This is a genomic window from Streptomyces johnsoniae, from assembly GCF_031845565.1.
GTDB lineage: Bacteria > Actinomycetota > Actinomycetes > Streptomycetales > Streptomycetaceae > Streptomyces > Streptomyces johnsoniae.
On the sequence record NZ_JAVREV010000009.1, the window covers coordinates 126,932 to 145,174 of the forward strand.

An 18,243-nucleotide genomic window follows, 5' to 3' on the forward strand; every position below is an offset into this window, starting at 1 on the left:
TCACGACGCGTTGCACGTGGAAGAACATGTGGAAGAAGGAGTGCCATGTCTGGCCCCGCCGCCGCATCGCCACTGCTCCACCTACGGGACGTCGCCAAATCCTTCGGACCGGTCGCCGCCGTGCAGGGGGTGTCGTTCGCCCTGCACGGCGGGCGCGTGCACGCCCTCGCGGGCGAGAACGGCGCCGGCAAGTCGACCGTCGTCAAAATGCTGGCCGGCGTGCACCGGCCCGACTCCGGCGGCCTCGAACTCGAAGGCCGTCCCATCTCCCCGGACGGCCCGGCCGCGGCGCAGGCGGCCGGCATCGCCGTCATCCATCAGGAACCGACCCTCTTCCCCGATCTGCCGGTCGCCGAGAACATCTTCATGGGCCGTCAGCCCACCGGCAGATTCGGCCGCATCGACCGCGGCGCCATGAACGAGGCGGCCGGCCGCCTCTTCGCCCGGCTCGGCGTCGCCATCGACCCCGACCGGCAGGCCCGCGGCCTGTCCATCGCCGACCAGCAGCTCGTCGAGATCGCGAAGGCCCTCTCCCGCCGGGCGAAGGTCTTCGTGATGGACGAGCCCACCGCCGCGCTGTCCGGCGTCGAGGCCACCCGCCTCTTCGCCGTCATCAGGGGCCTCACCGAACGCGGCGCCGCGGTGCTCTTCATATCCCACCGCTTCGACGAGATCTTCTCGTTGTGCGACGACATCACCGTCATGCGCGACGGCGCCTGGGTCTCCACCGACCGCGTCGCCGACGTCACGGTGGACACGGTGGTGCGGCGCATGGTGGGCCGGGAGGTCTCCGCGCTGTTCCCCAAGCAGGACGTCGATCCTGGCGACGTCGTCCTCGACGTCCGCGGGCTGACCAGAACCGGCGTCTTCGAGGACGTCTCGCTCACCGTCCGCCGCGGCGAGATCGTCGCGCTGGCCGGGCTCGTCGGCGCCGGGCGCAGCGAGGTCGTCCGCGCCGTCTTCGGCGTCGACCGCTACGAGAGCGGCGACGTGCGGGTCGGCGGCCGGCTCCTGCCGCCGGGCTCCCCGGCCGCGGCCATGGCGCAGGGCATCGCCCTGGTGCCGGAGGACCGCCGCCAGCAGGGTCTGGTGATGGAGCTGTCCGTGGAGCGGAACGCGACGCTGACCCGGCTGCGTCCGCTCGCCACGTTCGGGCTGCTCTCCGGCCGCGGCGAACGGCGCGCCGCCGCGGACCTGGCCCGTCGGCTGCACGTGCGGCACGGCGGCCTCGGCGACGCCGTGGGCACGCTGTCCGGCGGCAACCAGCAGAAGCTGGTGCTGGCCAAGTGGCTGGCGACCTCGCCGCAGGTACTGATCCTCGACGAGCCGACGCGCGGCATCGATGTGGGCACCAAGGCCGAGGTGCACCGGATCATGTCCGGCCTCGCCGCCGAGGGCATGGCGGTGCTGATGGTGTCCTCCGAACTGCCCGAAGTGCTGGGCATGGCCGACCGGGTGCTCGTGATGCGCGAGGGCCGGATCACCGCGGAGCTGCCGGGCTCCCGGGCCACCGAGGAATCGGTGATGTTCGCCGCCACCGGGCAGCCGGGGGCGGGGGCATGAGGCGGCCGGGGGAAGGGGCGGCGCCCCCGCGCTCCGGGGCGCGCCGCGTGTGGGCGGCGCGCGAGCTGGGCGTGCTCCTGGCGCTCGCCCTGCTGGTCGCGGTCACGGCGGCGGACAACTCCCGTTTCCTGTCGGCCCAGAGCATCAGGGACGTACTGCTGAGCGCGTCGATCCTGATGGTGCTCGCGGTGGGGCAGACGGTCGTCGTCGTCACGCGCAACATCGACCTGTCGGTCGGCTCGGTGCTCGGCCTGACCGCGTTCGCGACCGGCAAGCTGTTCGTCGCGGCGCCCGGTACGCCGATCCTGCTCGCGGTGCTCGCCGGGGTCGGTCTCGGCGCGCTGTGCGGGCTGCTCAACGGCGCGCTGGTCGCCGCGGCCCGGGTGCCCGCGCTGGTCATCACGCTGGGCACGCTGTACGTGCTGCGCGGCATCGACCACTCCTGGGCTTCGGGCGAGCAGATCAACGCCGCGGACATGCCGCGTTCGTTCCTCGACCTGGGCACGGCCACGCTGCTCGGGGTGCCCGTCCTGGCGCTGCTCGCCGCCGCGGTGCTGGTCGTGGTGGCGGTGTGGCTCTCCTCCTACCGCAGCGGCCGGGAGCTGTACGCGATCGGTTCCGAACCGGCCGCCGCCCGGCTGGCCGGCATCGCGGTCGGGCGCAGGGTGTTCACGGCCTTCCTGGTCAGCGGCGCCCTGGCCGGCCTGGCCGGCGTGCTGCACGCGGCCAGGTACGGCACGGTGGACGCCACCGTGGGCACCGGGCTCGAACTCCAGGTCGTGGCCGCCGTCGTGGTCGGCGGCGTGGCCATCTTCGGCGGCAGCGGAACGGCCTGGGGCGCCGCGCTCGGCGCCCTGCTGCTCGCCACGATCGGCAGTTCGCTCGCGGTTCTGCGGGTCGACCCGTTCTGGCAGCAGGCCGTGGTCGGGGCGCTGATCCTCGCCGCGATCGGCCTGGACCGGCTGCTCGCCGCGCGCATGGCGGCGCGTGCGGTCCGTTCACAGGGACGCGCAAGGGAAGGGGCGAGCCATGGCGCATGACACCCTGTACGCGCAGCCGCAGGAGCCGAAGGGCCAGGCGCCGGGGCGCGGCGGCGGGCGGCTCGCCGCCGTGCTGCGCCGCTGGGACACGACGGTCGTGCTCGGGCTGATCGCGGTGGTGGTGGGCGCGGCGCTGCTGGTGGACGGCTTCGCCACCGGCCGCAACGCGGAGTTCCTGCTCCTGGACGCGGTGGCCATCGGCCTGGTCGCGCTGCCCATGACCCTGATCGTCGTCACCGGCGAGATCGACCTGTCGGTGGCGAGCACGCTGGGCCTGTGCAGCGCGGTGATGGGCCAGCTGTGGCTGTCCGGCTGGCCGCTGGAGCTGATCGTGCCGGCCGCCGTGGCGCTCGGCGCGGTGCTCGGGGCCGTGAACGGGCTGTTCGTGACCGGCTTCGGGCTGCCGTCGCTCGCGGTGACGATCGGAACGCTGGCCGCCTACCGCGGTCTCGCGTTCGTCGTGCTCGGCGACCAGGCGGTCGCGGACTTCCCCGGCGAGTGGACGGACGCCGCCGTCGGGACCGTTCCCGGCGGGGCGCTGCCCTGGGCGATGGTGGGCACGGCGCTGCTCGCGGTCGTCTTCGGCATCCTGCTGCACGCGACGCCCCCGGGCCGGGAGCTCTACGCGATCGGCAGCAACGCCGAGGCCGCCCGCTTCTCCGGCATCGCGGTGGCGCGCCGGAAGTTCTGGCTGTTCGTCGCGTCGGGCGCGGTGTCAGGACTGGCCGGCGTGTACTGGACGCTGCGGTACGCGAGCGCCCGCGCGGACAACGGCGAGGGTCTCGAACTCGCCGTCGTGGCCGCCGTGCTGCTGGGCGGCGTGTCCATTTTCGGCGGCCGGGGCACGCTGGCGGGCGTGTGCGCGGGTGTGCTGCTGCTCGGCACGCTGCGCAACGCGCTGCAACTGGCCGACGTGCCCTCCGACACGCTGGACATCGTCACGGGCTCGCTGCTGATCGCCTCCGTCGTCGTGCCGAACGCCGTGGTACTGCTGCGGGCGCGGCTCGGGCGCCCCCGCGCCGGCTCCGCCCCTCCCCCACGGCCGGGGAACGCCCCGTAGCCGCCCGCGTTCCGCGGCTTCGCCGCGGCACCACGAAGCACCCAGGAACCAGCGAAAGGAACCTTCCGATGAACCTGATTCCTCGCGGTCCGCGCACCGGTGGCCCGCGTACCGGTCCGCGCGTCGGCATCGCCCTGGCCGCCTGCGCGGCCCTGCTCGCCTCCGCGGCCTGCTCGGGAACGACGCGCGGTGACGACGACGAAGACACCGACGACGGCGCGGAGTCCACCGCGCAGGCCGACCCCTCCGCGCCGCTGGCGGAGGATCTGGCCGTCGCGTTCCTGCCCAAGCAGGTCAACAACCCTTATTTCACGGTCGCGGACGAGGGCGGCCGGGTCGCCGTGGAGGAGTTCGGCGGGGAGTACAAGGAGACCGGCCCCTCGGAGGCCAGCGCCTCCTCCCAGGTCAGCTACATCAACACGCTGTCCCAGCAGCAGACCGACGTCATCGCCATCGCCGCGAACGACCCGGGCGCCGTCTGCGGCGCGCTGGACGGGGCGCGCTCCGCGGGCGCGCGGGTGGTGACGTTCGACTCGGACACCGGCCCCGAGTGCCGCGACCTGTTCGTCAACCAGGCGACGGCCGAGGGCATCGCGCAGACGCAGGTCGAGCTGATCGCGGAACAGATCGGCGGCGAGGGCCAGATCGCGATCCTCTCCGCGACCCCCAACGCGACCAACCAGAACGCCTGGATCGCGCTGATGGAGGAGGAGCTGGCGAAGCCCGAGTACGCGGGCATCGAGCTGGTGACGGTGGCCTACGGCAACGACGAGGACGAGAAGTCGTTCCAGGAGACGCAGGGCCTGCTGCGCTCCTACCCCGACCTGGCCGGGATCGTCTCGCCGACCACCGTCGGGCTCGCCGCCGCCGCGCGCTACCTGTCCGGCTCCGAGTACGGCGGCGAGGTCGCGCTGACCGGCCTCGGCACGCCCAACCAGATGCGGGAGTTCGTCGCGGACGGCACCGTGGAGTCGTTCGCCCTGTGGAACCCGGCCGACCTCGGCTACCTGGCCGCCTACGCGGGCGCCGCGCTGGCCTCCGGGCAGATCACGGGCGCGGAGGGCGAGACGTTCACGGCCGGGGAGCTGGGCGAGTACACCATCGCCGAGGAGAGCACGGTCGTCCTCGGCCCGCCGACGGTCTTCACCGAGGAGAACATCGACGACTACTCCTTCTGACCCCGCGCGGCGCACCCCGGGGGCACGGGCGGCCTGCGGCCGTCCGTGCCGGGCCCGGCCGGATCGGCCGGCCCCGGCACGGCGAAGACGACGCCGGCCAGCGCGGCGGCCGCCGACCGGTCGAGGAGCACCGCGGACGCGCAGCCCGCGGGCAGCCGGCCCGCGACCACGTCCGCGACCAGCCGGGCGATGGCCCGCCGGTGCCGCGCGAACACCCGCGGGGACACGGCCCGGCCGCGCTCGCGCTGACCGGCCAGGGCCGTGTCCGCGGGCACGTCGAGGATCAGCAGGTGGAAGCCGGTGCCGCGGCGCCGTGCGTCGCGGCCGAGCCAGCGGCGCACCCACGCCGTTCTGCCGCAGTCGTGCACCAGCACGGCGGACGGCGAGCGCAGCGCCAGCCACAGCCTGGCGTAGTGCGCCAGGCGCACCGCGGGGCGGTACACGGGGTAGGGGAGGCGGCGCGGCAGGCGGCGCGCCCAGCGCTCCCTGACCTCCTGGGAGTCGATGAGCACGGCCGCGGCGCCGCGGGCCCTGAGCATGAGGGTCGACTTGCCGCTGCCGGGCAGGCCGGAGACGACGACGCGCTCGCCGGGCGCCCACCGCAGGGTCTCCGGCAGACCGGCGGCCCCCCGCAGATCGCACACGCGCGGACCGGCACGTTCCTGAACCTCGCGGCCGGTCAGATCCTCGCCGTGCGCCATGACGGTGTCCCCTTCTGGGCGATGGCGCGTTCCCGCGCGGCGGCGCCCGGCCGTGGCGCGGCGACAAGACGTGACCGCGAATCCGAAAACGGTAACCGGCCCTGGGGTTGGTCCGCAATGTCGCCCAAATCCCGTACGGCGGGCAGCAGTCAGGCCGCACCGATATGACCGCTGACCCGGTAGGCCAGCGCGAGAACGGTGAGGACCGGGTTCACGCCGCCGTTGGTGACGTGCAGGGACGCGTCGGCGACGTGCAGGTTGTCGTGGCCCCAGACCGTTCCGAAGGGGTCGGTGACCGAGACAGCCGGGTCGGTGCCCATCCGGCAGGTGCCGGCCTGATGCTGCCCCGCGCTCGGCCCCGCGGCCGGCGGCCCGCCGTGCGGGAACACCGTGGTGGCCCCGGCCGCCGTCAGCCACTCGGCGGCGCGACCGGAGAGGAACGCCGCGTTCCGCGCGTCCTCGGGGTGGAGGTTCCCGGCCAGGCGCGCGACCGGCACGCCGAAGCGGTCGCGCGTGCCCGCGTCCACGGTGACCCGCACGCCGGCCCGCGGGATCTCCTGCACCGGACCGGTGACCAGCGCGAGCCGCGGGTAGAGGGCGCGCATGCCCTCCTTGGCCGCCGCGCCCCACGCCGGAACGGCGCCGAGCGCGGTGAGCGTACCGAAGGTCTGGAGCGGCGTCGGCACGAAGTCGTTGGCGAGCATCCCGCCGCCGACCAGTCCTTCGTTGTGGTGCCTGAAGTCGTTGGTGGCGATGCTCGGTCCCGGCCCGACGCAGTCCTGCACCGGCTCGTCGAACAGGCCGAACGCCCCGGCGTACACGTGGCCCTGGAGATGGCGGCCGACCTGGTCGTGGGCGTTGCCAAGGCCCCGCGGTTCGCGGTCCGAGGCGCTGTTGAGTAGCAGCCGCGCCGTCTCGACGGCACCGGCCGCCAGGACGACGTGGCGGGCGGCGACCTCGCGGCGCAGGACCCGGCCGCCCGCCTCCGCGGCGAGCGCGACACCGCTGACGCGCCCGGCGGGGCCGCCGGTCAGCACGCGTGTGGCCTGCGCGCCGGTGAGCACGTCGCAGCGGCCGGTGGCGACCGCGCGCGGGATGACCGTGTTGTGCGTACCGTTCTTGAACTCGCCTGGGCAGCCGAAACCCACGCAGGTCGCACAGCCGACGCAGCCGCCACGGCCGTCGCGGGGCACGGAGTTGATCAGCAGCGGCACGGGCGAGGTCGCGAGACCGAGGCGCCGCGCGCCCGCGGCCAGCACGCGGGCCGTTCCGTTGGGGCGCACCGGCGGCATGGGGTAGCCGCGGGTGCGCGGCCCGGCACAGGAGTTGCCCGCGGGGTCGCCGCTGACCCCCAGCTCCCACTCGGCGCGGTCGTAGTCGGGGGCGAGGTCGGCCTCGCCGAACGGCCAGTCGGCGAGCGAGCTGTCCTCGGGAACGCCGTAGGTGGTGGCCATCGCGAAGTCCTCCGCGCAGAACCGCCAGGACTGCGCCCCGTACACGCGGGTGCCGCCGCCCGCGGTCATCGCGTTGTTGGACCAGCGCGGGTCGGCGGGCCACACCACCTCGTCCCCCGAAGCCCCGGCGTGGACCCGGGGATTGCCGCGGGCCGGGGGCCCGGCGGGGGTGTCGTAGGCGCCGCCGACCCGCGGAACGCCCCGCTGGTTGCGCAGGTGGTCGGGTATCAGCTCCTCCGGCGTCAGCCACGGGCCGCGCTCGACCAGCAGCACCCGGTGCCCGGCCTCGGCGAGCACGCAGGCCGCGACGCCGCCGCCGGCGCCCGAGCCGACGACGACGGCGTCGTAGCGGTCCGCGACCCGCTCCCATGGCGTCGTGGGCGGCGTCGCGGAGGCGGGCTCGGGCGGGGCGGCGCCCCCGGGCACGGGCCGGTAGCCGATCATGCGCCAGGAGGCGGCGTTCCGGTTGCCGCCGTTGCCCGGATCGCCCCAGTAGCCCTGCGCGCACAGCCGGATCACCGCCAGGACGAACGTGTCGGGCGCGACCTCGCCCCACGGCACGCGGGACCGTCCGGCGAGCAGTTCGGCCACGATGCCGTCCTGCCGCGCCGCGTCCAGGGCCGCGAAGGCGGCGCCCTCGTGGCGGGCGGCGGACTCGGCGTCGAGCAGGACGAGCCCGGCCTCGATCAGGGGCGCGTCGGCCCGCGCCTCGCCGGCCAGCATCCGCGGCAGGAAGCCGTCGGCGCCCGCCTCCCAGGCACCGGGGTGACCGTCCCCTTCCGGGACGATGCGGTCCACCAGGGCCCGCAGGGTCTGGCGCGGTGTCATCGGTACTCCTCGGTGGTCGTCGTCGTGGCGCCGGGCCGCGCCCCGCAGAGAATGCCAGCTCGTGGGCACTTCCCGAAGAGGTTTCCCGTACCGGCCGCCGCGGCACCGGCGCTGCCGGACGCATTGACAGCCACCTGGGCTTGCGGTGCAATCCGCGTTGGGAGCGCTCCCAGACGATCTGTGGGAGGTGAGAGACCTGATGCAACTCCGCACTGCTGTCAGAGGATGCGCGGCCGCCGCGGTGGCGGGCGTGCTGGCGCTGCTCGGCGCACCGTCGACGGCCGGAGCCGCCTCGGCCGGGTCCGCGGGCGGGTCCGCGGGCGGCGACGCCGCCCCGGCCGAGGCCGAGGTGTACGAGGCCGAGGACGGCGAACTCCAGGGGGTGTCGGTCGGCACGACGGCACCCGGCTACTCAGGCACCGGCTATGTGGAGGGCTTCGACGAGGCCGGTGACCAGGTGACGGTCACCATCCCGGACAGCCCGGGCGGCCTGTACGAGCTGACCGTGCACTACCGCGCGCCGTACGGGCAGAAGAACGCCGGACTGCTGCTGAACGGCGCGGGCATGGGCGAGGTGACGCTGACCGAGACGACCGAGTTCGCCACCGCGGCGGCCGGGAAGGTGCTGCTCGAACCCGGGGCCAACACCCTCACCGTCGTCAGCAGCTGGGGCTGGTACGAGATCGACGCGCTCGCCATCGCGCCCGTTCCGCCGCGCCCGCCGCACCAGGTGACGGGCGAGCCGGTGAACCCGCGGGCCACGCCCGAGGCGCGAGCCCTGCTGCGCTACCTCACCGACGGGTACGGCAGCCGCATCCTCAGCGGGCAGCAGGACATGTCCGGCATCACGTGGCTGGAGGAGAACATCGGCCGCACCCCGGCCGTCGCGGGGCTCGACATGATGGACTACTCACCGAGCCGCGTGGAGCGCGGCACGGTCTCCCAGGAGGTGGAGAACGCGCTTGCCTGGGACGAGCGGGGCGGCATCACGACGTTCGTGTGGCATTGGAACGCGCCCACCGGCCTCATCGACGAGCCGGGCCGCGAATGGTGGCGCGGCTTCTACACCGACGCGACCACGTTCGACCTCCAGGCCGCGCTGGCGGACAAGGAGTCCGAGGAATACCGGCTGCTGCTGCGCGACATCGACGCCATCGCCGTCGAGCTGGCCCGGCTGAAGGACGCGGGCGTGCCCGTACTGTGGCGCCCGCTGCACGAGGCGGAGGGCGGCTGGTTCTGGTGGGGCGCCAAGGGGCCGGAGCCCGCCAAGGAGCTGTGGCGGATCATGTACGAGCGGATGACCGAGGTGCACGACCTGCACCACCTCATCTGGGTGTGGAACTCGGTGGACCCGGCCTGGTACCCGGGCGACGACGTCGTGGACATCGTCAGCGCCGACTCCTACCCGCCCGCGGGCGACCACGGCCCGGTCAGCGCGACCTACGAGAAGCTGGTGGAGCTGGCCGACGACCGGAAGCTGGTGGCCCTCACCGAGGTCGGCCCGATCCCGGACCCCGACCTGCTGGAGTCCTACCAGGCCGACTGGGCCTGGTTCGTCACCTGGTCCGGCGACTTCCTGACCGACGGGGTGACCAATTCGCGCGAGCACCTGGAGCACGTCTACAACCATCCACGGGTGATCACGCTGGACGAGCTGGGCGACTTCAAGAACCACGGCGGCTGCACGGCCACCCACCGGGTCGTCGAGGGCTGGGGCACGGGGCATCTGGCCGATGTCACCGTCCGCAGCACCCGCGGGGCGCCGGTCTCCGGCTGGGAGGTGGCCTGGCGGGTGCCGTCCGGGGACACGGTCGGGCAGGCGTGGAACGCCACGCTGTCCACCACCTCGGACACCGTACGGGCCACGCCGAGGCCCTGGAACGCGGAGCTGCCGCCGGGCGGCGAGGTGTCCTTCGGATACCTCGGCACGGCCCCGGCCGCCGCGGAGGTCGTCCCGGCACCAAGCTGCTCCGCGGGGACGCCGTCCGGCGGGTAGGCCCTGGCCCACGCTTCGCGCCGTCCGCCGCGGGCAGGTACGCGACGGACGGCGCCGAGGCGCGGCTGCGCCGCAGCGGCGCCTGTCCTTCCCGTCTCCCGGACCCGCGCGACTTCCTGAACCGGGTTCACACACCTGCCTGACTGAGGCGGAACGGCAGTTTCATCGCCGCACTCACCTGCGCAGGCGGGGATCAATGCGGCGGGCGGCCCACAGCACGGTGGTCGGGTTCATCATGAACATCTCGCCAGTACTGAATTCCAAGCGCTTGCGGCCCGGGCCCACCGCGGTCATATCGCTGACGGTGAATGCCTGGCCCCCGATCATCAGTTGATCATCGCGCTGCACGATACGGGCATCGACCTCGACGGACACCAGGACGGAGGCGCCCGGTGGGATGGTTATGCGGCGGACAGGACGAGCGCTGATTCATGTCGGCTCTTCGGCACCTGTGCATCGTCTCACGCCAATTCACCCTCGGGAAGTCCCTGAATTCGGCGTGATTCAGGCGGCGGGTTTCTCGGTTTTCTCTCCGACATCCTTGAGCGGAATTCCGCCGGGCCGGGCGGGCCGTCGCCGGTCAGCTGCCCTCCGCCTTCTCGGGCAGGCGGACCGCGACGCGGCCGTCTGTTATCCGGGTTTCGAACGCCGGTTGCGGGGCGGTGGCCGGGCCGCCCACGTGCCAGCCGTCGGCGAGCCGGAACACGCTGCCGTGCCAGGGGCAGCGCACGCAGCCGTCCTCGACCTCGCCCTGGGACAGCGGCCCGGCCTGGTGGCTGCACCGGTCGGCGAGGACCCGCACGACGGCGTCGGTCTCGCGCACCACCAGCACCGGCACGTCGCCGATGGTGCGCTGGACGGGCTGCCCGACGGGGAACTCGCCGAGGTCCCCGAGGCGGTGCCAGCCCGGCTCCACCAGGTCGGGCACCGGCTCGGCGTGGTTGACGCCAGCGGCCTGCCGGTAGGCGAGGTGCCCGCCGAGGGCGCCGCCGAGGCTGACGACGGTCAGCCCGGCGAAGCCGAGCCCGCGGCCCGCCATGCGGCGGCCGCGGAGGCGCGCGGTCAGCGACGCGGCGTAGAGGGCGATGGCCGCCGAGTTGGCGGCGGCGTGCACCAGGCCCACGCGCATCTGGGGCTTGCGCAGGTCCGCCCAGTCGGCCCAGCCCGCGACCGCGGCGGGGGCCGCGGTGGCCAGACCGACGGCGACGAGCGCGCCGGCGCCGCGGCGGCGCCCCGGCGCGAGGTCGAGCACGGCCGCGGACAGCCAGGTGCCCATCGGCACCTGCACCATCAGCGGGTGCACCGGATGGCCGAGCCAGGTGCCGTGCAGGACGTCGCGGGCCCCGGCGGGGATCGTGTGCACGGCGCCCCGCAGCACCCGGATCAGCGGGTCGGCCCACCGGGTCGACTCCACGGTGTCCATGGCGGACAGCACCCGCCCGGGCCGTTCGCGGTCGGGCAGCAGGGCGCGGACGGCGGATGAGCTACTGGGCAGTCTCTGGAAGAAGGCCATGCCGCCGAGTTCCCGTCCGGCGGGGAACGAAACGACCCGCCGGTTGCCGGGTCCGGGCGGCCCCGAGCAGATCGCCCGGGACGTGACGGCGACCATGCGTCTGATGGACAACGTGCTCTGCGAGGCCATCGCCCGGCGCTGATTCTCCTTTGCCGACGGCATGCGGGGACTGCCAGGGTCGGGGGCATGCCGATTGATCCGCTGCTCTCCGCGGCCCGCGCCCTGTGGACAGGGTGGGCACGGGTGCCCGTGTCGTTCGCCCCGGTCGGAGGGCTGAACGTGGTCGTCTCACCGGAATCGGGCATGTGCCCGCCCGGCTGGGTCGGTGTGGTCGCTCTGGGCGGATCGGCGATCGCGACCGCGCCGGACGGGAGGACGGCCGCCCTCGTTCGTGACGGCCTGGCTCCTTTGCCCTCGGAGGCGGTCGTGGACGCGGACGCGGTCCGCCAGGTGCTGCCGGTGGCCGGTCTGCTCGGTCCTGCGGCGTTGGCGTATGTGTCGCCCGTGCACTTCCGGCCCGCGGAGGCCGGTGCGCCGACCGTCGAACGACTGCCCGGCAGCCACGCGGACCTGCGGGACCTGGCGGCGTCCGTGGGCGAGGACGAGTCAGGTGAGGCGGAGTTGGACGGGATCACCTCGCCGGCGTTCGCGGTCAGGGAGGGCGGTCAGGTGGTCGCCGCTGCCGGCTACCAGCTCTGGCCGGGCCGGGCGGCCCATGTCAGCGTGCTGGCCGGACGGGAGTGGCGGGGGCGAGGGCTGGCCCGGCTGACAGGTTCGGCGGCGGTCGCCCACGCGCTCGCGGCCGGGCTCCTGCCGCAGTGGCGAGCCCGCGTTCCCGCGTCTCGGCGCGTCGCGGCCGCACTGGGCTTCCAGGAGCTGGGTGCCCAACTCAGCATCGAGATTTCCCGGGGGACGCCCGGGGCGAGCGGCCCGTCGTCCGGTTGAGGCAGAATGCGGCGCATGGAGCAGCGGATACTCGGGAAGTCGGGACGGCCGGTTTCGGTCGTGGGCCTGGGCACGTGGCAGCTGGGCGCGGACTGGGGGGACGTGCCGGAGCAGGCGGCGATGTCCGTCCTCGACGCGGCGGCCGAGGCGGGTGTGACGTTCTTCGACACCGCCGACGTATACGGGGACGGGCGCAGCGAGCGGCTGATCGCGGCCTTCCTGCGGGCCTCGCCCGGTGCGGGGATCACGGTGGCCACCAAGATGGGCCGCCGGCTGCCGCAGCTTCCGGAGAACTACGTGCTGGACAACTTCCGGGCGTGGACGGACCGTTCGCGCACCAACCTGGGCGTGGACACCCTGGACCTGGTGCAGCTGCACTGTCCGCCGACGCCCGTGTTCTCCTCGGACGCCGTCTTCGACGCGCTGGACACGCTGGTGGCCGAGCAGCGGATCGGGGGCTACGGGGTGAGCGTGGAGACGTGCGAGGAGGCGCTGGCGGCGATCGCGCGCCCCGGCACGGTGAGCGTTCAGATCATCCTGAATCCGTTCCGTCGCAAGCCGCTGGAGCGGGTGCTGCCCGCGGCGCGCGAGGCCGGGGTGGGCATCATCGCGCGGGTGCCGCTGGCGTCCGGGCTGCTGTCGGGCCGGTACACGGCGGACACGGTGTTCCCCGCGGACGACCACCGCACCTTCAACCGGCAGGGCGAGGCGTTCGACCGGGGCGAGACGTTCTCCGGGGTCGACTTCGCCGCCGGGGTCGCGGCGGCGGCCGAGTTCGCCGGGCTGGCGCCCGAGGGCGCGACGCCGGCGCAGACGGCGCTGCGGTGGGTGGTCCAGCAGCCGGGGGTGACGACGGTGATCCCGGGCGCGCGCTCGCCGGAGCAGGTGCGGGCGAACGTGGCGGCGGCGGCGCTGCCGCCGCTGTCCGAGGCCACGCTGAGGGCGATCGGGGCGGTGTACGACACGCGTGTCCGGCACCTGGTGCACGGTCGCTGGTAGGGCGGGCTCAGATCTTCCGCTTGAAGACGCGCACGGACAGCGGCGCGAAGACGGCGGCGATGCCGAGGGCCCAGGCGAGGGAGGCGATCACGGGCTCGGCGACCTCGCCGCCGAGCATCAGTCCGCGGCAGGCGTCGGCCAGTTTGCTGACGGGGTTGATGTTGACGAAGCCCTGGAGCCAGCCCGGCATGGAGTCGACGGGCACGAACACGTTGCTGACGAAGGTGAGCGGGAACAGGCTGGTGAAGCCGAAGATCTGGACCCGTTCCGCGTCCTTGGCGAGCAGGCCGACCAGCACCGCGACCCAGGAGAAGGCGAGGGCGAACGCCAGCAGCAGGACCGCCGCCCCGATCACGCCGGGGATGCCGGGCGAGCCGAGGCGGAAGCCGAGGATCAGCCCGACCGCCAGCACCAGCACGATCGACCAGGCCTGCTTCACCTGGTCCGCGGCGATGCGGCCGGCCAGCGGGGCCCAGCGGGCGATGGGCAGTGAGCGCAGGCGGTCGAAGACGCCCTTGGTGACGTCGGTGTTGAGGCCCTGTCCGACGTAGAGGGTGACGAACAGCATGTTCATCACGATCATCCCGGGCAGCATGAACTGCAGGTACGCGTCGGTGGAGCCGGCGACGGCGCCGCCGAACACGTAGGTGAAGAGCAGCACGAACATGATCGGCTGAATGCTGAAGTCGGTCAGTTCGAACGGGTTGTGTCTGACCTGGACCAGGGTGCGCCAGGCCAGCGTCAGGCTCTGCCGCACGCCCTGGGCGAGGGTGACGCGCGGGGCGGGGGCGGTTCCGTTCCCAGGGCCGGTCATGCGGCGCCCGCCTGCCCGCCGCCCGCCCCGTCCTCGGCCGGGCGGCCGGTGAGGGTGAAGAAGACCTCGGCGAGGCTGGAGCCGCGCAGCGTCAGTTCGGTGACCAGGACCCCCGTGTCGTCGAGCCTGCGCACGACGGCCGGCAGGAGCGCGGCGTCGCCGACCGGCGCGGTGATCAGGTCGCCCTTGACGTCGGGGGCCGTTCCGGTCAGGTCCGCGACGGCGGCGCGGGCGTCCTGAACGCGGGCGGGGTCGGCCGGCCGGACGGCGAGGGTGCGGGCGCCGACGCGCGACTTGAGCTCCTCGGAGGTGCCGGTGGCGACGACCTCGCCGTGGTCGATCACGACCACCTCGTCGGCGAGTGCGTCGGCCTCGTCCAGGTACTGGGTGGTGAGCAGCGCCGTGGCGCCGGTGGACACCAGCCGGCGGATGAGGTCCCACAGCTCGCTGCGGGCGCGGGGGTCGAGGCCGGTGGTCGGCTCGTCGAGGAAGAGGACGGGCGGGCGGCCGACCAGGCTGGCGGCCAGGTCGAGGCGGCGGCGCATGCCGCCGGAGAAGGTGCCGACCGCGTTGCCCCCGGCGTCGGCGAGGCCGAACTGGTCGAGCAGTTCGCGGGCGCGGTGCCTGGCTTCGCGCCGGGGCATACCGAGCAGGCGGCCGATGAGCTGGAGGTTCTCCATCCCGGTGAGCTGCGTGTCGACGGAGGCGTACTGGCCGGTGAGGCCGATGAGCTGCCGCACCCGGTGGGCCTCGCGCAGCACGTCGTGGCCGCCGACCTCGGCGCGTCCGGCGTCCGGGCGCAGGAGGGTGGCGAGGACGCGCACGACGGTGGTCTTGCCCGCCCCGTTGGGGCCGAGGAGAGCGAGCACGGTCCCGGCGCGGACGCGGAGGTCGACACCGGCCAGCGCGGTGGTGTCGCCGAACCGCTTGGACAGCCCTTCCGTCAGGATGGCGTCGCCCATGGGCCTGGCTCCCTTCCGCGAGGACACCTCCACTATCCGTGCCTGGGCGGGCCGCCGCGACCTCAAGGGACCGTTCAGTCGGGGTCGCGCTGGCAGACGGGGCACCACACGGTGCCGCGCCCGCCGACGCGGTCGCGGCGCAGTGGCCCGTGGGAACGGGGGCAGCGGGGGTCGTCCGCGTCGCGGTGGCCGGTGAGCCAGTCCTGCCGCGGCGGGACGCGGCCGGCCCGCACGGACGTCCTGAGCACCTGCCGCATGGCCTCGGTCAGCCGGCGGCGCTCCGCGGCGCCGAGGTCGCCGGCCGGGCGGGCGGGGCGGATGCGGGCGCGCCACAGGATCTCGTCGGCGAGGAGGTTGCCGAGCCCGGCAAGGGCCGTCTGGTCGGTCAGGACGGATTTGACTCGGGCGCGGCGCCCGGTGAGGAGGTCGTCGAGCTGCGCGCGGGTGACGTGCAGCGCGTCGGGTCCCTGCTCGCCGATGACCCGGCCGATGTCGTCGTCGGTGGCGGCGAGCCAGATCCCCTTGAGCTTGCGCTGGTCGCGGTAGCGCAGCTCGTGCCGGTCGCCGAGGCCGAACGTGACGCGGTCGTGGCGGTCGGGCGGGTCGTCGGGGTGCTGGCAGACCAGGCGCCCGGTCATGCCGAAGTGCATCAGGGCCGTGGGTCCTTCGGTGCGGGCGACGAGCCATTTGCCGCGGCGTTCCGGCTCGGCCAGGCGGCGGCCCTTGAGGGCCCTGCGCAGCCGGGGCGCGGTCACGTCGTGCAGGACCGAGGCGTCGGCGATGCCGACGCGCGCGATACGCCGCCCGCGGCCGCACTCATCGAGAATGCGCCGGAAACCCTCCACATCAGGCAATTCAGGCATGCACTCACGTTACGTCGCGGGCCGCCGCCTCCGCGCGGGGACGGAGGATGGTCTCTATGTAGTCCTGCGCGGTGGCCTCCAGGCCGACGTCGCGCTGCGCGCGCTCCGAGAGGTACCAGCGGTGCTCCAGCAGCTCGTGGTAGATCTGCGCGGTATCGGCGCCGTCCCGCAGGTCGAGGGGCACCGCGCGCACGGCGGGCCGGAAGACGTCGCGGACCCAGCGGTGGGCGAGCACTTCGGGGCGGGCGCCGAGCGGGTCGCCCGGGGCGTAGTCCTCCTGGCCGGCCATCCACGTCTCCAGGTCGTTGAGCAGGCTCCTGGCCTGGTTCTCCTCGGCGTCGAGGCCGGTGAGGCGCAGCAGTTGGCGCTGGTGGTGGCCGGCGTCGACGACCTTGGGGAGGAAGGTGACGTGGTCGCCGTCGGGGGAACGCTGAATCTGCATCTCCGCGACGTCGAAGCCCAGTTCGTTCAGGCGGCGGATACGGCGGTCGATGTAGTGCCGCTTGTCCTTGGGGTAGATGGAGGTGCGGGTCAGCTCGTGCCACAGGTCGCCGTACCGTTCGACGATCTCCTGGCCGAACGGCACCGGGTCGACCGAGGGGTGCAGGGAGCCGCCGGCCTCCAGGTCCATCAGCTCGCCGACGATGTTGACCTGGGCCACCTCCAGGTCGTAGTCGCGCTGGCCGCGCGTCAGCCGGGGCTGGATCTGGCCGGTCTCGGCGTCGACGAGGTAGGCGGCGTAGGCGCCGGCGTCGCGGCGGAAGAGGGTGTTGGACAGGGAGCAGTCGCCCCAGGCGAAGCCGCTGAGGTGGAGCCGCACGAGGAGGACGGCGAGCGCGTCGAGGAGCCGTTTGATGGTGGTGGGGCGCATCGTCGTCTCGAACATCGAGCGGTAGGGCAGGGAGCCCTTGAGCTGCCGGGTGATCAGCACGGGTTCGAGCGGCTCGCCGTGGGCGCCGGTTCTGCCGGTGACCACCGCGACCGGGTCGACGGACGGCACGGCCAGCCGGTCCAGGTCCCGCAGCAGGGCGTATTCGCGGACGGCCGCCCACTCGCCGACCTCCTTCACCGCCACGACCTCGCTGCCGGCCCTGGCGAAGCGGACCACGTGGCGGGAGATGCCGCGCGGCAGCGCGACGAGGTGCTTCTCCGGCCACTCTGCCAGCGGGACGTCCCACGGCAGGTCCAGGAGGGTTGCGGGGTGGGCGGGGTCGGTGGCGGTGATGTGCAGCTCCATGGGGTCCAGTCTGCGCCAGGTCGCCGCCCGTACGGGCGGCGGTGCCCCGGTGCGGCGGGCCGCCGCGGGCGAACGGGCGGCGACCGGCGGGCGGCGGGGTAGCGGCCGGCCGCCGGCGGGCGGCCGGTGCGCGCCGCCCGCCGGCCCCGGTCGCTCAGCGGTTCCTGACGGTGTCGGCCGCCGAGTCCTTCAGGCTCTGCGCGGCCTGCCGCACCGTGTCACCGCCGTCGGCGCGCACATGGCGGGCGGATTCGAACGCCGCGTCCCGCACCGGCCCGGCGCGTTCGGACAGCCGTTCGGCGGCCTGCTGCTCCTGGCGGCTCGCCGGTGCGAGCGAGGCGGCCATCAGTCCGGCGCCGAAGGCGACCGCCCCGGCGGCCAGCGGGTTGCCCCGCGTGCGGCGCGCGGCCTCCTGCGGGGCGCGGCCCGCGCCGCCGCCGGCCTGGGCCGCGGTGTCGCGGGTGGACCTGGCGGCCCGGCTGCCGCGTTCCCTGGCCCCGCCGACGCTTCCGGAGGCCGAGCCCGCGATGCGCTCGCGCAGTCCTGAGGCGGTGTCGCGCACGCGTGCGCCCCGGCGCTGCGCCATGCGGCGCGGGCTGGCCCGGTCCGCGAGCCGGTCCAGGTCGCCGGCCAGTTTGTTCCTGGTGGCCTCGATGTCGGCCCTTATGCGGTCGGGTGACGTGCCCATCGTGCGTCCTCCTTGAGGGTTTCCACGGTCTGTTCGGGTGTGGGGGACACGCTCTTCATGCGAGCGCGCCCCGCGACGAACAGGACGGCGCCCGCGACCGCCCACAACCCGGCGACGATCAGCCCGGCCCACCCGGCGTCGACGACGTTGGCCAGGCCGAACATCAGCGCCAGGGAGAGGAAGAAGGCGACCATGTAGCCGGCGAATCCCGCGCCGCCGAACATGCCCGCGGCCTTCCCCGCCTTGCCGACCTCCTGGCGGACCTCGGCCTTGGCGAGCTCGACTTCCTGGCGGAAGAGCCGCTGGGCGTCCGCGGTGACCTCGGAGATCGCGCCGCCGATGGACCCGTCCCGTTCCGCGGTGGTTTCCGCCTGTCGCGGTTCCCGTGACGTCAGCGTCATG

At 74.1% G+C, this 18,243-nt stretch carries 17 protein-coding genes; 7 read left to right on the top strand and 10 right to left on the bottom strand.

What is annotated here, in order from left to right; genetic code table 11:
• The first annotated feature begins 45 nt into the window (after positions 1–45).
• The 4 genes from RM779_RS17635 to rhaS all read left to right on the top strand — a co-directional run bounded on the left by RM779_RS17635 (position 46) and on the right by rhaS (position 4,841).
• Positions 46–1,563 carry a sugar ABC transporter ATP-binding protein gene (locus RM779_RS17635; protein WP_311618668.1) on the top strand — a complete coding sequence of 506 codons (1,518 nt, stop codon included), beginning with the start codon at positions 46–48 and terminating at the stop codon, positions 1,561–1,563.
• Positions 1,560–2,603: an ABC transporter permease gene (locus tag RM779_RS17640; RefSeq protein ID WP_311618669.1), complete on the top strand. Its 1,044-nt coding sequence runs from the start codon at positions 1,560–1,562 to the stop codon at positions 2,601–2,603. Before RM779_RS17635 ends, RM779_RS17640 begins: the two co-directional genes overlap by 4 nt.
• Positions 2,593–3,663 carry an ABC transporter permease gene (locus tag RM779_RS17645; protein ID WP_311618670.1) on the top strand — a complete coding sequence of 357 codons (1,071 nt, stop codon included), beginning with the start codon at positions 2,593–2,595 and terminating at the stop codon, positions 3,661–3,663. The genes RM779_RS17640 and RM779_RS17645 overlap by 11 nt, the downstream gene beginning before the upstream one ends.
• Before the next feature lie 68 nt (positions 3,664–3,731).
• The gene (rhaS, locus tag RM779_RS17650) at positions 3,732–4,841 is read left to right on the top strand and encodes a rhamnose ABC transporter substrate-binding protein (RefSeq protein WP_311618671.1); all 1,110 of its coding nucleotides are present in this window, start codon (positions 3,732–3,734) and stop codon (positions 4,839–4,841) included.
• Here the strand turns inward: rhaS and RM779_RS17655 are convergent.
• Together RM779_RS17655 and RM779_RS17660 are read right to left on the bottom strand one after the other, a co-directional pair.
• Positions 4,829–5,542, bottom strand: a complete 714-nt coding sequence (locus RM779_RS17655; RefSeq protein WP_311618672.1) for an AAA family ATPase — start codon at positions 5,540–5,542, stop codon at positions 4,829–4,831. The genes rhaS and RM779_RS17655 overlap by 13 nt on opposite strands.
• Before the next feature lie 149 nt (positions 5,543–5,691).
• Positions 5,692–7,824 (bottom strand): GMC family oxidoreductase, encoded by a 2,133-nt coding sequence (locus RM779_RS17660; protein ID WP_311618673.1) that lies wholly within the window; start codon positions 7,822–7,824, stop codon positions 5,692–5,694.
• 199 nt (positions 7,825–8,023) lie between these two features.
• Here RM779_RS17660 and RM779_RS17665 point away from each other — a divergent pair, with 199 nt between their 5' ends.
• A complete protein-coding gene (locus RM779_RS17665) occupies positions 8,024–9,820 on the top strand; it encodes a glycosyl hydrolase (RefSeq protein ID WP_311618674.1) in 1,797 nt (598 codons plus the stop codon).
• Between the two features lie 174 nt (positions 9,821–9,994).
• Here the strand turns inward: RM779_RS17665 and RM779_RS17670 are convergent, their stop codons facing one another.
• A complete protein-coding gene (locus RM779_RS17670; protein WP_311618675.1) occupies positions 9,995–10,195 on the bottom strand; it encodes a hypothetical protein in 201 nt (66 codons plus the stop codon).
• A gap of 205 nt (positions 10,196–10,400) precedes the next feature.
• Complete coding sequence (locus RM779_RS17675) at positions 10,401–11,333, bottom strand: Rieske 2Fe-2S domain-containing protein (RefSeq protein WP_394813332.1); 933 nt, start codon at positions 11,331–11,333, stop codon at positions 10,401–10,403.
• 186 nt (positions 11,334–11,519) lie between these two features.
• On the opposite strand from RM779_RS17675, the gene RM779_RS17680 reads away from it, so the two are divergent.
• Together RM779_RS17680 and RM779_RS17685 are read left to right on the top strand one after the other, a co-directional pair.
• Positions 11,520–12,278, top strand: coding sequence for a GNAT family N-acetyltransferase (locus tag RM779_RS17680; protein ID WP_311618676.1), 759 nt, complete (start codon positions 11,520–11,522; stop codon positions 12,276–12,278).
• Positions 12,279–12,293: 15 nt separating this feature from the next.
• Positions 12,294–13,277 carry an aldo/keto reductase gene (locus RM779_RS17685; RefSeq protein WP_394813322.1) on the top strand — a complete coding sequence of 328 codons (984 nt, stop codon included), beginning with the start codon at positions 12,294–12,296 and terminating at the stop codon, positions 13,275–13,277.
• Positions 13,278–13,284: 7 nt separating this feature from the next.
• Here the strand turns inward: RM779_RS17685 and RM779_RS17690 are convergent, their stop codons facing one another.
• The 6 genes from RM779_RS17690 to RM779_RS17715 form a co-directional block, all read right to left on the bottom strand.
• Positions 13,285–14,091, bottom strand: a complete 807-nt coding sequence (locus RM779_RS17690) for an ABC transporter permease (protein WP_311618678.1) — start codon at positions 14,089–14,091, stop codon at positions 13,285–13,287.
• Complete coding sequence (locus tag RM779_RS17695) at positions 14,088–15,053, bottom strand: ATP-binding cassette domain-containing protein (RefSeq protein WP_311618679.1); 966 nt, start codon at positions 15,051–15,053, stop codon at positions 14,088–14,090. Before RM779_RS17695 ends, RM779_RS17690 begins: the two co-directional genes overlap by 4 nt.
• Positions 15,054–15,127: 74 nt before the next feature.
• Positions 15,128–15,916, bottom strand: a complete 789-nt coding sequence (locus RM779_RS17700) for an Fpg/Nei family DNA glycosylase (RefSeq protein WP_311618680.1) — start codon at positions 15,914–15,916, stop codon at positions 15,128–15,130.
• Between the two features lie 4 nt (positions 15,917–15,920).
• Entirely contained in the window at positions 15,921–17,153 is a 1,233-nt protein-coding gene (locus RM779_RS17705; protein ID WP_311618681.1) for a DUF4032 domain-containing protein, read from the bottom strand.
• A 154-nt stretch (positions 17,154–17,307) separates the two neighbouring features.
• Positions 17,308–17,841 (bottom strand): DUF3618 domain-containing protein, encoded by a 534-nt coding sequence (locus RM779_RS17710; protein WP_311618682.1) that lies wholly within the window; start codon positions 17,839–17,841, stop codon positions 17,308–17,310.
• Positions 17,817–18,242, bottom strand: coding sequence for a phage holin family protein (locus RM779_RS17715; protein WP_311618683.1), 426 nt, complete (start codon positions 18,240–18,242; stop codon positions 17,817–17,819). Before RM779_RS17715 ends, RM779_RS17710 begins: the two co-directional genes overlap by 25 nt.
• Position 18,243: the final 1 nt, after the last annotated feature.

Excerpts from the sequence above, each read along its gene's own strand:
- RM779_RS17680 (WP_311618676.1), top strand. The coding sequence starts at position 11,520 with ATGCCGATTGATCCGCTGCTCTCCGCGGCCCGCGCCCTGTGGACAGGG.
- RM779_RS17695 (WP_311618679.1), bottom strand. The coding sequence starts at position 15,053 with ATGGGCGACGCCATCCTGACGGAAGGGCTGTCCAAGCGGTTCGGCGAC.
- RM779_RS17700 (WP_311618680.1), bottom strand. The coding sequence starts at position 15,916 with ATGCCTGAATTGCCTGATGTGGAGGGTTTCCGGCGCATTCTCGATGAG.
- rhaS (WP_311618671.1), top strand. The coding sequence starts at position 3,732 with ATGAACCTGATTCCTCGCGGTCCGCGCACCGGTGGCCCGCGTACCGGT.
- RM779_RS17710 (WP_311618682.1), bottom strand. The coding sequence starts at position 17,841 with ATGGGCACGTCACCCGACCGCATAAGGGCCGACATCGAGGCCACCAGG.
- RM779_RS17685 (WP_394813322.1), top strand. The coding sequence starts at position 12,294 with ATGGAGCAGCGGATACTCGGGAAGTCGGGACGGCCGGTTTCGGTCGTG.
- RM779_RS17665 (WP_311618674.1), top strand. The coding sequence starts at position 8,024 with ATGCAACTCCGCACTGCTGTCAGAGGATGCGCGGCCGCCGCGGTGGCG.
- RM779_RS17705 (WP_311618681.1), bottom strand. The coding sequence starts at position 17,153 with ATGGAGCTGCACATCACCGCCACCGACCCCGCCCACCCCGCAACCCTC.
- RM779_RS17640 (WP_311618669.1), top strand. The coding sequence starts at position 1,560 with ATGAGGCGGCCGGGGGAAGGGGCGGCGCCCCCGCGCTCCGGGGCGCGC.
- RM779_RS17635 (WP_311618668.1), top strand. The coding sequence starts at position 46 with ATGTCTGGCCCCGCCGCCGCATCGCCACTGCTCCACCTACGGGACGTC.
- RM779_RS17660 (WP_311618673.1), bottom strand. The coding sequence starts at position 7,824 with ATGACACCGCGCCAGACCCTGCGGGCCCTGGTGGACCGCATCGTCCCG.
- RM779_RS17690 (WP_311618678.1), bottom strand. The coding sequence starts at position 14,091 with ATGACCGGCCCTGGGAACGGAACCGCCCCCGCCCCGCGCGTCACCCTC.
- RM779_RS17645 (WP_311618670.1), top strand. The coding sequence starts at position 2,593 with ATGGCGCATGACACCCTGTACGCGCAGCCGCAGGAGCCGAAGGGCCAG.
- RM779_RS17655 (WP_311618672.1), bottom strand. The coding sequence starts at position 5,542 with ATGGCGCACGGCGAGGATCTGACCGGCCGCGAGGTTCAGGAACGTGCC.
- RM779_RS17715 (WP_311618683.1), bottom strand. The coding sequence starts at position 18,242 with ATGACGCTGACGTCACGGGAACCGCGACAGGCGGAAACCACCGCGGAA.
- RM779_RS17675 (WP_394813332.1), bottom strand. The coding sequence starts at position 11,333 with ATGGCCTTCTTCCAGAGACTGCCCAGTAGCTCATCCGCCGTCCGCGCC.